The organism is Mesorhizobium sp. YC-39 (genome assembly GCF_025753795.1).
GTDB lineage: Bacteria > Pseudomonadota > Alphaproteobacteria > Rhizobiales > Rhizobiaceae > Mesorhizobium.
Map to the genome: position 1 here is coordinate 466,837 of NZ_JAOWPS010000001.1, position 13,470 is coordinate 480,306.

The following is a 13,470-nucleotide window of genomic DNA, read 5'->3' on the forward strand; positions in this document are numbered from 1 at the left end:
AATCCTTCACCAAGGCAGGCCTGCCGCGAAGGCGTTGCCCAGCCAAGGCTTCGTCACAAAAGGCATCAAGGCTTGGGACGGACTGCCGTGAGCGAGGAAAACCTGCTCAAGCTGGTCGAGCTCGAGGAGCCCGAGCACGACTATCACCTGCAGGAGCAGGTTGGGTTCATCCTGCGCAAAGCGCACCAGCGCCATGTCTCGATCTTCGCCGCGCACATCGCCGACCTGACGCCGCCGCAGTTCGCCGCTCTGGCCAAATTGCGCGACGTCGGCGAGACATCGCAGAACCAACTCGGCACGCTGATCGCCATGGATGCCGCAACCGTCAAAGGCGTCATCGACCGGCTGAAGGCGCGGGGCCTCGTCGAGCTTTCCAAGCATGAGGTCGACAAGCGGCGTCTGCTGGTCAATCTGACCGCGCAAGGCCGCGACGCCATCGAGCGCCTGATCCCGCTTGCCCGCGACATCACCGAGGAAACACTGGCGCCGCTCTCGCCCAAGGAGGTCGCCACCTTCATGAAGCTTTTGGCCAAGCTGGCGTAAACCTTGCGACGCACTGCTTGCCGGCGCTTGGGAAATAGCACTCCTGCCGGGCGGCCCCGGCAGGAGTGCCTCGGCTCAGAGGCCGTTGTCCTTCAGGATCTGCGCGGCATTCTCCTTGGTGATCTTCTCCGTTGGCAAGGTGATGGTCTTCTCCACCTTCTCGCCGTTCAGGAACTTGATCGCCTGCCGCAGCCCCTCGGCGCCCGGTGTCACATAGGTGAAGGTCGCGGTCAGTTCGCCATTGTTGACCAGCGTCACGCCTTCGCCGGGAAGCCCGTCGATCCCGATGAACTTGATGTCCTTCTCGCGACCGACATCCTTGGCGGCAAGATAGGCGCCGTAGGCCATCGGGTCGTTGTGGCCGTAGACGAGATCGATCTTCTCATTGTTGCGCAGCGCCGTCGCCATGATGTTGTAGGCCTGGTCCTGCTTCCAGTCGCCCGACTGCTGGTCGAGCAGATATTTGATGCCCGGCTCCTTGTCGGTGAATTCATGGAAGCCGTCATGGCGGTCATGCGCCGGTTGCGTGCCCATGCCGCCCCAGATCTCGACGACATTGCCTGATGCCTTGCCCTTGCCGCCCAGAAGCTCGACGGCGTATTCGCCGGCGGCCCGGCCGATCAGCGCATTGTCGCCGCCGACGAACTGCGTGTAGTCCTTGGTGTCGACATTGCGGTCGAGCACGAAGACCGGGATCTTGGCGTCGATCGCTTGCTGCACGACGCCGGTCAGGCCTGCCGATTCCTTCGGAGATACCAAGAGCGCGTCGACTTCCTGGCGGATCAGGTTCTCGACATCGGCAACCTGCTTTTCGGTCTTGTCCTCGCCGTCGGTGACGATCAGCTCGACTTCCGGATGCTTGGCGGCTTCCGCCAGTATGTCCTTGTTGAACTGGGCGCGCCAGGGTTCGATGGTGGTCACCTGCGAAAAGCCGATCTTCCACTTCTTGTCCTGGGCAAAGGCGCTGCCGCTGGTCAGTAGCGCGGTGGTGGTCAGCAGGGCCGCGCTGACGGCGGCAAGCTTCAGCATGTCACGTCGTTTCATTTCTTGTTTCCTCCAAGATTTAGAGACGGGGTCTCTTTTGACGGTCGCTTTGCCGCGGCCGTTTCCTTGTGCGCCGTCTGCCCACCCGACAAAGGGGCAAATAGCAGGCGCAGATAGAAGAGAAGATCAGCGGCGTTGCGCTCTTGCACGAGCACGGTGCCGATGATGATCATCCCTTTCAACACGAGCTGAAGGTTCGAATTGATGTTGTGGAGCTGCAGGATGTTGGACAAGAGCCCGAAGATCAGCACGCCGCAGAATGTGCCGATCAGGCTGCCGCGACCGCCCATCAGGCTGGTGCCGCCGATGACCACCGCGGCGATGGCGTCGAGCTCCAGCCCGGCGCCGGCATCGGGCTTGCCCTGCCGATACTGCGCGACATAGAGCACCGCCGCGATGCCCGCGAGCAGGCCCGACACGGCATAGGTGGCGATCTTGACGCGTCCGGCGGCGATGCCGGATAGCCGCGCCGCCTCTTCATTGCCGCCGATGGCGTAGACATAGCGGCCGAACGGCGTGAAGCGCAGCACCGCGCCATAAATCAGGATCGCGCCGAGGAAGAACAGGCCCGGCATCGGGATCACGCCAAACACCAGCGAGCGCAGCATCTCGAAATCGGCGGTGGCGTTCGACCCGGTATAGACCGGCAGCACCGCATTGTTCTGGCCGGCGGTCAGCCGGGCAATGCCGAGCGCCGTCACCATCATCGCCAGCGTGACGATGAACGGCTGCAGCCGCCCGGCAACGATGATGAAGCCGTTGAGCGCGCCGAACAACAGACCGACGCAAGGCGCCACCATGAGCACGCCGAGCACGCCGAACTTGGTGTTGATCTGCGGCAGCAGGAACCACAGCGCGAGACAACAGAGGATCACTCCGACAATGCCGGGCGCGACCAGTCCGCGGACGCTGTCCAGCCTGACATCGCGCATGGCCTCCGGGCCGGCGCGCGACTTTGCCAGATTGAGCAAGATGAAACGGGTGACGAAGATGCCCAGGCAAAGCGCCACCACGGCGACGGTCGGGACGCCCAGCACGACTCCCGGCGTCACGCCCGGCACCGTCAGCAGCATGGCGCAGACCACGGTGCAGATCGCCATCAGCGAACCGACGGAGAGGTCGATGCCGCCGGTGATGATCACCGCCGTCATGCCGGTGGCGATCAGGCCGGTGGTCGATACCTGACGCAGCACGTCGAGCAAATTGCCGTAGGACAGGAAGATGTTGTTGCCCTTCGAACTGATCGGCGAGCCGAGTACGCCGATCAGGAAGATGGCGATCAGCCCCCAATAGAGTTTGGTCCGCGACAACAGGTTGAGAACGCTCATGCGGCGGGCCTCGCTATCGACCGGCGTGGTGCCGCAAGCCGCATGATTGCCTCCTCGCTGGCCTGTTCGCGGGAAAGAATCCCGGTCTGGCGGCCGTTAGCCATGACCAGGATACGGTCGGATAGATGCAAAAGCTCGGGCAATTCCGAGCTGATGACGGCGATGGCGAGGCCCTCTCGCGCCAGCTTGAAGATGAGATCGTAGATTTCCCGCTTGGCGCCGACATCGATGCCGCGCGTCGGCTCGTCCAGCAAAAGCACCCGCGGCCTTGTCGCCAGCCATTTGCCGATGACGACCTTCTGCTGGTTGCCGCCGGACAGCGTGCCGGCCTGTTGCTCGATGTCTTCGCAGCGTATGCCGAGCGCCCGGACCGCATGCCGGGCCAGCCCCTGTTCGCCGGCAAACGAGCGGATGCCGAACCGCGCCAGCGCACCGACCAGCGGCAGCGCCACATTGTCGGTGATCGATGCCTTGAGATGCAGGCCTTGCGTCTTGCGGTCCTCGGTCACCAGCGCGATGCCCAGCCGGCGGGCGTCGCGCGGCGAACGGATCCCCACCGGCTCGCCGTCGAGCCTGATATCGCCGCCTGCGCGCCCGCCGCTGGATCCGAAGATCGTTTCCAGGATTTCGGTTCGGCCCGAGCCAAGCAGCCCGCCTATGCCCAGGATCTCGCCTTCGGCAAGATCGAAGCTGACGCCGTCGAGCACCGTGCGCCAGCCGTGGCGGTCCGGTTTTGACAACGACAAGCCGCTGACGGACAGTACGGTCTTGCCACCGGTGTTGCGTTCTTCCTGTGAGGAGGCCAGCAGGTCTCGCCCGACCATCGCCGAAATGATGGCGTTTTCGCCGAGCCTTGCCATATCCTCGGTCAGTACATGGCGTCCGTCGCGAAACACCGTGACGCGGCTCGCCAGATGCATGACCTCGTCGATGCGATGTGAGATGTAGACGATCGCCACGCCACTGTCGGCGAGCTGGCGGATGATCCGGAACAGCCTCTGGCATTCCGCCGGCGACAGCGCGGAGGTTGGCTCGTCCATGATCAGGATGCGCGCCGACATCGACAGCGCCTTGGCGATCTCGACCAATTGCTGCTCGCCAACGCGCAAGGCGCCGACACGCACTTCCGGGTTGAGTTCGATGCCGAGCCGCTGCAACAACGCGCCGGCGGCACGGCTGCTTGCCTTGCGGTCGACGACCAGCCCGGCGATCAGCTTCTCGCGCCCCAGGAAGATATTGTCGGCAACGCTGAGTTCAGGAACCAGGTTGAGTTCCTGATGGATGATGGCGATGCGGGCATCCTCGGCGTCGCGGACGCCGGTAAACCGAACCGCTTGGCCATCGACGCTCACCGTGCCGTCATAGTCGGTGTAGACGCCGGACAGGATTTTCATCAGCGTCGACTTGCCGGCGCCGTTTTCCCCCATCAGCGCATGGACCTCGCCGCTTCTCAGATCGAAGTCGACATCGACAAGGGCGGCGATGCCGCCGAACGTCTTGGAGACATGCTCGGCGCTTAGGACGACAGCCGGACGACCGGTCGCCGCAACGTCCCCGGACGGGATGGGGTTAGCGTGCTCCATGACAAGAACGGCCTCCCTCCGTCGTCGTCGAACCTTCCGAACGCTAATCTAAACGTTTCGATCGTGTCAAGCCGGTATCTGATGGCACAGGATTGATGCATTTCAATTCTTGCGCAATTACACAAGATTCCGTAGGTATTGCAGAAAAAGGGCGACGAAACGTTTCGAAAATGACGGCGTCAGGGCGAAAAAAGCAGCGAAAGTCCACGGCTCCGACCATGCTGCATGTGGCCGAAGCAGCACGTGTTTCGGTGGCCACCGTCTCGGCGCTGATCAACGGCACCGCGACCGTCAGCCCCGAGCTCAGCCAGCGCATCGAACAGGCGATCCGCGACATCGGCTACAAGCGCAACGCGATCGCCCGCAGCCTGAAGATGGGCACGACCCGCACCATCGGCCTCACCGTTCCGCACATCACCAATCCGTTCTTCACCGACGTCGTTTCGGTCATCCAGCAGGCGTTCGACCGCGCCGGCTATGCGGTCATGCTGTGCTGCACGGACGAGGATCTGAACACGCAGGACGACCAGATCAGGCTGCTGCTCGACCGCATGGTCGACGGACTGATCGTCGCCCGCGTCGGCGACGGCGCGATCCTCAAAGGCATAGTCGAAAGCGCCAATGTGCCGGTGGTGCTGCTCGACCGCGTTTGCGAGGGTGTCGATACCGACACCGTCGTGCTCGACAATCAGCGCGCGGTGTTCGATGCCATCACCTATCTGATCGATCTCGGCCACCGGCGCATCGGCTACATAACCGGAACGTTTGACATCTCGCCCATGCATGACCGCATGGCGGGTTATCGCGAAGCACTCCAGGCCGCCGGCCTGCCGGTCGAGAGCGAGCTCGTGCGTTTCGGCAATTTCCACGAAGTCGACGGCTACAACGCAACGATGCAGCTTCTGTCGCTGCACGACCGCCCGAGCGCCATCTTCTCGGCCAACAATCCGATGGTGATCGGTACCATGAAGGCGATCCGCGACATCGGGCTGTCCTGCCCTCAGGATATTTCGGTCGCCTGTTTCGACGATTTCCCCTGGTCGGATGTGTTCCAGCCCCAGCTGACCACGGTTTCCCAGCCGGTGCAGGCGATCGGCGAACAGGCGGCCAATCTGCTGCTCGACCGGCTCGCCGGCAACCGGGACGCGCCACCGCGCAAGCTGACGCTCAAGGGCCGCCTGATGATCCGCAATTCATGCCGGCCGCTCGGAGCGGTCGCGCAAAGTGTCAGCGCGTAGCGTACCCTACAAATCTCGCGCCAATTTGGGCAGCAGCGTCAGGCCGCTTCCGATAGCAATTTGTGGGCTTCGGCCAGGATCTCGAAGGAGCGCACTCGCGCGCTATGATCGAACATCTGCGCCGTGACCATCAGCTCGTCGGCGCCAGTGCGGCGCACGAACGCATCGATGCCTTGCCGGACGGTTTCCGGGGAACCAACAACGGCACAGGACAGCGCCTGGCCGAGCATGGTTTTGGCCATCGGATCGAGGTCGCGCTCGTATCCCTCGACCGGCGGCGGCAATCGGCCGGGACGGCCGGTGCGCAAATTGACGAAAGCCTGCTGCAGCGAGGTGAACAACAGCCGCGCCTCGGCGTCGGTGGGTGCGGCGAAGACGTTGAGGCCAAGCATGACATAGGGTTTGTCGAGCTGCTCCGACGGCTGGAAGCGCGAGCGGTAGATCTCTAGCGCATGGTCGAGTTCGGCCGGTGCGAAATGTGAGGCGAAGGCGTAGGGCAGACCGAGCAGCGCGGCGAGCTGCGCGCCGTAAAGGCTGGAGCCCAGGATCCAGACCGGCACCTTTTCGCCCTCGCCGGGCACGGCGCGGATGCGTTGGCCCTCTTCGGCCGGCTGGAAATAGCCCATCAGCTCGACGACATCCTGCGGGAAATTGTCGGCGCCGGCATCAAGGTTGCGGCGCAATGCGCGCGCTGTCGCCATGTCGGTGCCGGGGGCTCGGCCTAGGCCGAGATCGATGCGACCCGGATGCAAAGCGGCCAGCGTGCCGAACTGCTCGGCGATGACCAGCGGCGAATGATTTGGCAGCATGATGCCGCCGGCGCCGACGCGTATCGTTTTGGTGCCGCCGGCGACATGGGCGATGACGACCGCAGTGGCCGCACTTGCGATACCTGGCATGTTGTGGTGCTCGGCCAGCCAGTAGCGCCTGTAGCCCAGCCGCTCGGCATGGCGAGCGAGATCGAGCGAATTGGCGAGCGATTGCGAAGCGTTGCTGCCTTCGACGATCGGCGACAGGTCGAGAACGGAAAGAACGGTCATGAGCGGAATCCTGTGGAAGGATCGGATGTAGGAAGCCCCCGCCACGGCCGCAAATTCAAAAAATTGATCAGCCCTTTGCAGGTCCGGTGTCGGCGATGTCGTCCTCCGCGACTACTGCCGGGGGTTGCGCCGCCAGGAAATTGCCGACATGGCTGAGGCCGTCGAAATGGTCGCAGAACACCTTGATGACGACCAGCAGCGGCACCGCCATCAACGCGCCGACGAAGCCCCATAGCCAGGACCAGAAGGCGATGGCAATGAAGATCGCCACCGCGTTGATCTCGAGGCGGCGGCCGACCACCATCGGCGTGACGAACTGGCCTTCGACGATATCGCACAACAGTACGAAGGCTGGCGCCAGCAGCGCGTAGGGGATGGTGTCGAAGCTGATCAGCGCGATGATCGTGACAAGTATGAGGGTAATCAGCGCCCCGACATAGGGCAGAAAATTGAGCAGAGCCGCCGCTGCGCCCCAGACCAGCGGGTTGGGCATGCCGAGCGCCCACAGGCCGAGGCCGATCACCGTACCAAGGCCCAAGTTGATGGCGGCGACGGTCAGCAGATAGTGCGAGATCTCGCGCTCGACGTCATAGACGACGCGCAGCGCCCGTTTCTTTTCGCTGAGGCTGGCGAACGACTGAATGATCTTTTCATAGAACATCGTGCCCGAGGCGAGCAGGAACAGCGACAGCACGAAGATGATGGTCAGGCTTGTGCCTGCCGACAGGATGTTGCTGGCGGCTGACGACAGGATGCCTGATTGAGACACGGCGACCTTCTGTACGCCCGGCTCCTGCGATGTCTGGGTCAGCCCTTCGATCTCTCGCGAAATCTGCATGATTCTTTCGAACGGACGGCGCAACTGCTCCAGACGTTCCGTAAGCTGCAGGCCAATCGATGAGCTGTTGTTGATGAGGTCGATGACGGGGCCGCTGAGCAGATAGCCGGCAACAGCAAGGATGAACAGCGACAGCAGCACCAGCAGTGTCGCCGACACCACATCGGGCACGCCATGCTTGCGCAGCAAGCGCACGATCGGCGTCAGCGTCAATGCCAGCAGAAAGGCCAGTATCACCGGCATGAAGAAGGCGCGGCCGAAATAGAGCGCGTAGACCACCATCAGGATGAAGATGCCGATGAGCAATGAGCGCATCAGGCGCGTATCCGCGCGCGTCTCGACGCGCGGATCCGCCGTGTCGGCAACCACAGCGCCCAAGGCAGTGAGTTCGGTTTTCATGATCACCCCCTCGAGCCGGCGTCCTCCGCGATCGGCGATTGCCCGCATGAAACGCAGAGTTCCGGGCGTAGGTTCCATGAGCCGGCTTCAGGAACGCGGCTTGATTGCAAGGGCTCGGCAGGAATCGGACGGCAGTGGGTACCGATCGAAATATTACATGGCGTGTAATTGAGACCACGCCTTCGACAAGCTTAAGACAGGCAGACTTTCGCGACGCCAAAAGGAAGCAACGACCGAGCCCTGCCGTGGCGCATGCGAAGGTGTGTGCAATCGGAAACTGATCCTGAAAGAGGATGTTACAATGCAAAGATTCAACCTTCAGACAATCGAATCGGCGCCGGAGAAATCCAGACCTGCGCTGAAGGCGTTGGAAGAGAGATTTGGCTTCCTTCCGAATGCTCTGGCGACGATGGCGAACAATCCGGTTCTTCTCAATGGATTCGTCGGCATCTTCGGCAGTTTTCACGGCGGCAGCTTCAACGAGATCGAAAAGCAGGTCTTGCTGCTTACGAACGCGGTCACGATCAAATGCCCATGGACCGTTGCCGCGCATTCGACTTTCGCCATTGAAGACGGGATTGCCGAAAGCGAAGTCAAGGCGATCCGTGAAGGCGGGTTGCCGAGAGATCCGAAATATGCGGCACTCTCGGCGCTGACAAAGGCGTTGATCGAGAACAGGGGCAACGTCAGCGATGCGGACATCGACGCATTTACGTCGGCGGGCTATTCGAAGGCCCAGATCCTGGAAGTGGTGACAGGTGTCGGCATTTCCACCGTGGCGGCAACCACCACCAACATGGCCGGCACGCCGATCGAAGAACGCCTCCAGCCCCAGGCGTGGTCCGCGGCGGCCTGAATCAATCGACGGCGCATGGATGCCATCCATGCGCCGTCGGATAGCCGTGTAGGGTACGTGGGGATTGCGAGGATATGATCCATGAAATCGGCGAATCCCAGAACGAACATCACGCCGAACCTGGGCGTGCTCCTGCGCCACTGGCGTGACCTGCGTGGCAGAAGCCAGCTCGATCTGTCGTTCGATGCGGGCCTTTCGCAAAGGCAAATCAGTTTCGTCGAAAGCGGCCGCAGCGTTCCCGGTCGCCAGACGTTGATGGCGATAGCCCAGGCGCTCGATATCCCTTTGCGCGACCGTAATACATTGCTGCTGGCAGCAGGCTATGCGCCGATGTTTTCGGAGAGCGCGTGGGATTCCGCCGAGATGACGAGCGTGACCAATGCCTTGACGCGCATGTTGCGACAGCATGAGCCCTTTCCAGCCGTGGTCATGGATCGATATTGGAACGTGCTGATGACCAATGAAGCTGCGTCGCGCTTCTTCGGCTGTTTCATCGACATGGCCGCTCGCCAGGGGCCGCGCAACATTCTCCACCTTATGTTCGATCCTCAGGGCATGCGCCCGTTTGTCGCCAATTGGCAGGATGTTGCGAGGAGTTTGTTCGAGCGTGTTTATCGCGAATCCATCGGCCGCATCGTTGACGAGAAGACCAAGGACCTGCTGGCAGAGTTGCTCGCTTATCCAGACGTGAAAAACGAATGGAAAAACCCGGTGGCGATCGGCTTCATGCCCACCATTCCAATTGGTTTCGTTAGGGGAGATCGGGTTCTCAACTACTTTTCGATGGTCACCACGGTGGGTACGCCCCAAACCGTTGCCGCTCAGGAACTGCGCATCGAATGCATGTTCCCGGCGGACGAGGCGACCGAGATCCATCATGCCGAGATGATGGCGACCGCCGGGAACCCGCAGCCCGCAACGGCCGGGCATCGCGGATAGGTCCCGCCGACCGTTTAGACGACGGGCGCTGCCGCGGCAGCCTCGGCCGTCTCCTTGCGCACGATCGGCGCCACCTTGGTGCCATAGAGTTCGATTGCCTTCATGACCTTGGCATGCGGCATGATGCCGATCGCCATCTGCAGCAAGAAACGGTCGTTGCCGAATATCCTGTGCTGGGCAACGATCTTCTCGGCCACCTGCTCGGGATTGCCGACGAACAGCGCGCCGTTCGGGCCGCGCGACTGGTCGAAATGTGCTCGTGATGTCGGGCCCCAGCCGCGCTCGCGGCCGATACGGTTCATCACCTCGGCCTGCGGTCCATAGAAATCGTCGGCTGCCTGGTCCGTCGTTTCGGCGATGAAGCCGTGTACGTTGAGGCTGGTGGCCAGTGTTCCCAGATCGTTGCCGGCCCGCCTGGCCGCATCCCGGTAGATGTCGAATAGCGGCGCGAACCGGGCCGGCTCGCCACCGATGATCGCCAGCGCCAACGGCAGGCCGAGCACGCCCGCGCGGGCGACAGATTGCGGCGTACCACCGACGGCGATCCAGATCGGCAATCTGTCCTGGAAGGGCCGGGGATAGACGCCACGATCGTTGATCGGCGCCCGCAGACTACCCGACCATGTCACCTTGACCTGATCGCGGATGGCGAGCAGCAGGTCGAGTTTTTCGGCAAAGAGCTCGTCATAGTCTTCGAGATTGTAGCCGAACAGCGGAAAGGATTCGATGAACGAGCCGCGCCCGGCCATGATCTCGGCGCGGCCGCCGGACAGCAGGTCGAGTGTCGCAAACTGCTGGAAGACGCGAACCGGATCGTCGGAGGACAGTACGGTCACGGCGCTGGTCAGCTTGATGCGCTTGCTGCGCTCGGCCGCCGCCGCCAGGGCAACGACCGGCGCCGAGGCGGCGTAATCGGGGCGGTGATGCTCGCCCAGCCCGAAGACGTCGAGGCCGACCTGGTCGGCCAGCTCGATTTCCTCGATCAGATTGCGCAGCCGCTCATGCGGGCCGACGGCGCGGGGACCCGGCTCCGGGCTGACATCGGCGAAGGTGTAGAGACCAAGTTCCATGTGATGTCATCCCGGTGACTTGATTGTCGCGCTAGAGGTAGCGATCCGCCTGCTGCGCCGCCAGAGGGGCGGACTGTGAACAGTGCATGTCCGTTGCAACGAACGTCTCCCGGTTGCAACAGCTCACAATTTCATGGCTGGCATACTGTTTTGGCGCTTGAACTCTCGGTATTCGCGCGTATGTAAGCCTCGCAAATTGACTTCAGGGAAGTGGAATTGGCTATCTACAGGGAAAAAGACATTTTCGAGCGGCGCAATGCCGCAAACGAGGCAAAGAAGGCGCTTCTGGAGCGCTTCAAGTCAAAGCCGGCAGCAGACGATCCAGCGGTGCTGGCACGACAGGCTGAACGCAAGGCAATCCTCGAGGCGCGTGCGATACGCGAGGCTGAAAAGGCCAAGCTGAAGCAGGAAAAGCTGGCCCGCGAAGCGGCCGAAAAGGCCGAGCGCGAGGCAGCGGCCGAAGCGGCACGTATCGCTGCTGAAGAAGCGGCGCTGGCAGAAGCAAAGATTCGGGAAGCCGAAGAGAACGAGCGTATCGCCCGTTTGCTCGCCGACGAGGCCGAACGCAAGGCCAAGCGCGACGCGCGTTATGCGGCGCGCAAGCAGCGCACTGGCAGGACGCCTCCGGGCTTCTCCGCCCGCTAGCCTCAAACGCTCGAAGCAATCTGGCTTCAAGTTTCAGGGTCGCCTCACAGCGGCCCTGAAGGTGTTTGTCCGGCGGACTTGAAAGTCAGGCTGCCAGTTTCAGTCCCATAATGCCGCAGACGATCAGCGCGATGCAACCCAGCCGAATCGCCGTCGCCGGCTCGCCAAGCAGCCAGATGCCGAGCAACGCGGTGCCGACCGTGCCGATGCCGGTCCATACCGCATAGGCGGTGCCGACGGGCAATGACTTCAGCGCCAGGCCGAGCAAACCCAGGCTGACGATCATCGAGGCTACGGTCAGGATCGTCGGCAACGGTTTCGAGAAGCCGTCGGTATATTTGAGGCCGATCGCCCAGCCGATCTCGAACAGGCCGGCGAAAAACAGAAAAATCCACGACATCGGGTACGCTCCATTGCTGCGTGTCGCCCAAAAGTGCGTAGCGGTTTGGGATAACGACGCGCACCAGCAACACTGGATGGCGGGTCGTCCCGGCCAGATTGTTCGGGGAAGGCGCGAGGTCGTCCTCGCAGCTTCGATATAGGGAGCTTCGCCCGTCCAATCAACAAAACACCGGCAGCATTGCTCATGCCGCCGGTTTGAAATCTGCGCCGAAACGGATTGGCCGGTCTCTACTTGTCCTTGAGCCTTATCGCCTTGACCGGCGGCGCCTTGAGCGCCGGGGCCGCGACGGGCTTCTTCGCGTCCTTCTTCGGCTTGCGGGCTTCCTTACCCGCCTTCATCGCACCTTTAGCCATGATTCGTTCCTCCAATTGGTGGCGGTGAAGTGAAACAAGAGATTGGCCCGACCGCAAGAGGCTGTTGCGTTCCGGTGCGCCAGTTGAGGGGCTGTCAACGCTTTTCCATTTTCCTCGTCAATGGTCCCGGTCCATGCCATGGTCCTCTTTGTACTGCAGCATCTATCCGGCTTTCTCCGGATGATGATCAGGCAGGCCGGTCAGGACGACAATGCGAATCCACATCGGCTGCGAGATGAGCTTCGACTTTCCGCAGGAAACGCCGCTGATCGCGATGCTCAACGTCCACTATTCGCGCGCCTCCGATCTCGAGCGGCCGGACTTCCTCACCTCGAACCCGCCGGTGCCGATCGAAAGCTACCGCGACAGTTTCGGCAATTGGTGCAATCGTCTTGTCGCGCCGCCCGGGCGCTTCTCATTCGGCACCGATGCGGTGATCCGCGATCCCGGCACCTTCGAGGTCGGTGATCCGATCGCCTGGCAGCACGAGGTGCGCGACCTGCCGTCGGACACGCTACTGTTCCTGCTGCCCAGCCGCTTTTGCGAAAGCGATCTGCTGGCAAACGACGCGTGGCGACTGTTTGGCCACACCCCGCTAGGCATCCCGCGCGTCCAGGCGGTCTGCGACTTCGTCCACAACCACATCGTCTTCAACTACGGCAATGCGCGGCCGACGCGCACAGCAAGCGAAGCCTATCGTGAGCAGAGCGGCGTCTGCCGCGACTTTGCCCACCTCGCTGTCGCCTTCTGTCGGGCGCTCAATATCCCGACCCGCTACTGCACCGGCTACATCAGCGACATCGGCTTGCCGAAGCCGTGGGCGAGCATGGATTTCTGCGCCTGGATGGAGGTCTATCTCGGTGGCCGCTGGCACGCCTTCGATCCGCGCAACAATGCTCCGCGCATCGGCCGTATCCTCATCGCTTCCGGCCGTGATGCGGCCGATGTGCCGCTGACCCATATTTTCGGGCCCGGCACGCTCGCCGGTTTCAAGGTGTGGACCGACGAAGTCATAGAGTAGGCGTCGGTGCAACGATCTTGACGACTGGATGGCTCGCCCGTTGCGAATGGCTGTGGAGCTTCGGTGTGTTGGCCGCTAAGCTCCAGACATCGAATAGGTGCAAGCTGACCTGATCCGCATCAGGTCCAGCTCTGCCTCGCGGCCTTGCTCCGCTAGGATTAAGAAAGGCT

At 62.3% G+C, this 13,470-nt stretch carries 14 protein-coding genes; 6 read left to right on the forward strand and 8 right to left on the reverse strand.

Going from position 1 to position 13,470, the window contains the following annotated elements:
• Positions 1-87: 87 nt before the first annotated feature.
• A complete protein-coding gene (locus OHD62_RS02240) occupies positions 88-543 on the forward strand; it encodes a MarR family winged helix-turn-helix transcriptional regulator (RefSeq protein WP_263780597.1) in 456 nt (151 codons plus the stop codon).
• 75 nt (positions 544-618) lie between these two features.
• Here the strand turns inward: OHD62_RS02240 and OHD62_RS02245 are convergent, their stop codons facing one another.
• Genes OHD62_RS02245 through OHD62_RS02255 form a run of 3 tightly spaced genes read right to left on the reverse strand, consistent with a single transcriptional unit; the run spans position 619 to position 4,498 of the window.
• The gene (locus OHD62_RS02245) at positions 619-1,587 is read right to left on the reverse strand and encodes a substrate-binding domain-containing protein (protein WP_263780598.1); all 969 of its coding nucleotides are present in this window, start codon (positions 1,585-1,587) and stop codon (positions 619-621) included.
• Entirely contained in the window at positions 1,584-2,915 is a 1,332-nt protein-coding gene (locus OHD62_RS02250; RefSeq protein WP_263780599.1) for an ABC transporter permease, read from the reverse strand. Before OHD62_RS02250 ends, OHD62_RS02245 begins: the two co-directional genes overlap by 4 nt.
• Positions 2,912-4,498, reverse strand: a complete 1,587-nt coding sequence (locus OHD62_RS02255; protein WP_263780600.1) for a sugar ABC transporter ATP-binding protein — start codon at positions 4,496-4,498, stop codon at positions 2,912-2,914. Before OHD62_RS02255 ends, OHD62_RS02250 begins: the two co-directional genes overlap by 4 nt.
• A gap of 218 nt (positions 4,499-4,716) precedes the next feature.
• Between OHD62_RS02255 and OHD62_RS02260 the strand changes: the two genes are divergently transcribed.
• Complete coding sequence (locus OHD62_RS02260; RefSeq protein WP_263780601.1) at positions 4,717-5,736, forward strand: LacI family DNA-binding transcriptional regulator; 1,020 nt, start codon at positions 4,717-4,719, stop codon at positions 5,734-5,736.
• Positions 5,737-5,774: 38 nt separating this feature from the next.
• On the opposite strand, the gene OHD62_RS02265 is transcribed toward OHD62_RS02260, so the two are convergent.
• Together OHD62_RS02265 and OHD62_RS02270 are read right to left on the reverse strand one after the other, a co-directional pair.
• Positions 5,775-6,776 (reverse strand): LLM class flavin-dependent oxidoreductase, encoded by a 1,002-nt coding sequence (locus OHD62_RS02265; protein ID WP_263780602.1) that lies wholly within the window; start codon positions 6,774-6,776, stop codon positions 5,775-5,777.
• 67 nt (positions 6,777-6,843) lie between these two features.
• Entirely contained in the window at positions 6,844-8,013 is a 1,170-nt protein-coding gene (locus OHD62_RS02270) for an AI-2E family transporter (protein ID WP_263780603.1), read from the reverse strand.
• A 301-nt stretch (positions 8,014-8,314) separates the two neighbouring features.
• Here OHD62_RS02270 and OHD62_RS02275 point away from each other — a divergent pair, with 301 nt between their 5' ends.
• Together OHD62_RS02275 and OHD62_RS02280 are read left to right on the forward strand one after the other, a co-directional pair.
• Entirely contained in the window at positions 8,315-8,869 is a 555-nt protein-coding gene (locus OHD62_RS02275; RefSeq protein ID WP_263780604.1) for a carboxymuconolactone decarboxylase family protein, read from the forward strand.
• Positions 8,870-8,950: 81 nt separating this feature from the next.
• Positions 8,951-9,808, forward strand: a complete 858-nt coding sequence (locus OHD62_RS02280; RefSeq protein ID WP_263780605.1) for a helix-turn-helix domain-containing protein — start codon at positions 8,951-8,953, stop codon at positions 9,806-9,808.
• A 14-nt stretch (positions 9,809-9,822) separates the two neighbouring features.
• Here OHD62_RS02280 and OHD62_RS02285 read toward each other — a convergent pair whose 3' ends face one another.
• Complete coding sequence (locus OHD62_RS02285; RefSeq protein ID WP_263780607.1) at positions 9,823-10,878, reverse strand: LLM class flavin-dependent oxidoreductase; 1,056 nt, start codon at positions 10,876-10,878, stop codon at positions 9,823-9,825.
• Positions 10,879-11,094: 216 nt separating this feature from the next.
• Between OHD62_RS02285 and OHD62_RS02290 the strand changes: the two genes are divergently transcribed.
• Positions 11,095-11,523 (forward strand): DUF6481 family protein, encoded by a 429-nt coding sequence (locus OHD62_RS02290; RefSeq protein WP_263780608.1) that lies wholly within the window; start codon positions 11,095-11,097, stop codon positions 11,521-11,523.
• Between the two features lie 85 nt (positions 11,524-11,608).
• Here the strand turns inward: OHD62_RS02290 and sugE are convergent, their stop codons facing one another.
• Both sugE and OHD62_RS02300 read right to left on the reverse strand, forming a co-directional pair.
• Positions 11,609-11,923: a quaternary ammonium compound efflux SMR transporter SugE gene (sugE, locus tag OHD62_RS02295; protein WP_263780609.1), complete on the reverse strand. Its 315-nt coding sequence runs from the start codon at positions 11,921-11,923 to the stop codon at positions 11,609-11,611.
• Positions 11,924-12,153: 230 nt separating this feature from the next.
• Positions 12,154-12,279 carry a hypothetical protein gene (locus OHD62_RS02300; RefSeq protein WP_263780610.1) on the reverse strand — a complete coding sequence of 42 codons (126 nt, stop codon included), beginning with the start codon at positions 12,277-12,279 and terminating at the stop codon, positions 12,154-12,156.
• A 211-nt stretch (positions 12,280-12,490) separates the two neighbouring features.
• Between OHD62_RS02300 and OHD62_RS02305 the strand changes: the two genes are divergently transcribed.
• Positions 12,491-13,300 (forward strand): transglutaminase-like domain-containing protein, encoded by an 810-nt coding sequence (locus tag OHD62_RS02305; protein WP_263780611.1) that lies wholly within the window; start codon positions 12,491-12,493, stop codon positions 13,298-13,300.
• The last annotated feature ends 170 nt before the right edge of the window (positions 13,301-13,470 follow it).

Excerpts from the sequence above, each read along its gene's own strand:
- OHD62_RS02245 (WP_263780598.1), bottom strand. The coding sequence starts at position 1,587 with ATGAAACGACGTGACATGCTGAAGCTTGCCGCCGTCAGCGCGGCCCTG.
- OHD62_RS02250 (WP_263780599.1), bottom strand. The coding sequence starts at position 2,915 with ATGAGCGTTCTCAACCTGTTGTCGCGGACCAAACTCTATTGGGGGCTG.
- OHD62_RS02255 (WP_263780600.1), bottom strand. The coding sequence starts at position 4,498 with ATGGAGCACGCTAACCCCATCCCGTCCGGGGACGTTGCGGCGACCGGT.
- OHD62_RS02260 (WP_263780601.1), top strand. The coding sequence starts at position 4,717 with ATGCTGCATGTGGCCGAAGCAGCACGTGTTTCGGTGGCCACCGTCTCG.
- OHD62_RS02265 (WP_263780602.1), bottom strand. The coding sequence starts at position 6,776 with ATGACCGTTCTTTCCGTTCTCGACCTGTCGCCGATCGTCGAAGGCAGC.
- OHD62_RS02270 (WP_263780603.1), bottom strand. The coding sequence starts at position 8,013 with ATGAAAACCGAACTCACTGCCTTGGGCGCTGTGGTTGCCGACACGGCG.
- OHD62_RS02275 (WP_263780604.1), top strand. The coding sequence starts at position 8,315 with ATGCAAAGATTCAACCTTCAGACAATCGAATCGGCGCCGGAGAAATCC.
- OHD62_RS02280 (WP_263780605.1), top strand. The coding sequence starts at position 8,951 with ATGAAATCGGCGAATCCCAGAACGAACATCACGCCGAACCTGGGCGTG.
- OHD62_RS02285 (WP_263780607.1), bottom strand. The coding sequence starts at position 10,878 with ATGGAACTTGGTCTCTACACCTTCGCCGATGTCAGCCCGGAGCCGGGT.
- sugE (WP_263780609.1), bottom strand. The coding sequence starts at position 11,923 with ATGTCGTGGATTTTTCTGTTTTTCGCCGGCCTGTTCGAGATCGGCTGG.
- OHD62_RS02300 (WP_263780610.1), bottom strand. The coding sequence starts at position 12,279 with ATGGCTAAAGGTGCGATGAAGGCGGGTAAGGAAGCCCGCAAGCCGAAG.
- OHD62_RS02305 (WP_263780611.1), top strand. The coding sequence starts at position 12,491 with ATGCGAATCCACATCGGCTGCGAGATGAGCTTCGACTTTCCGCAGGAA.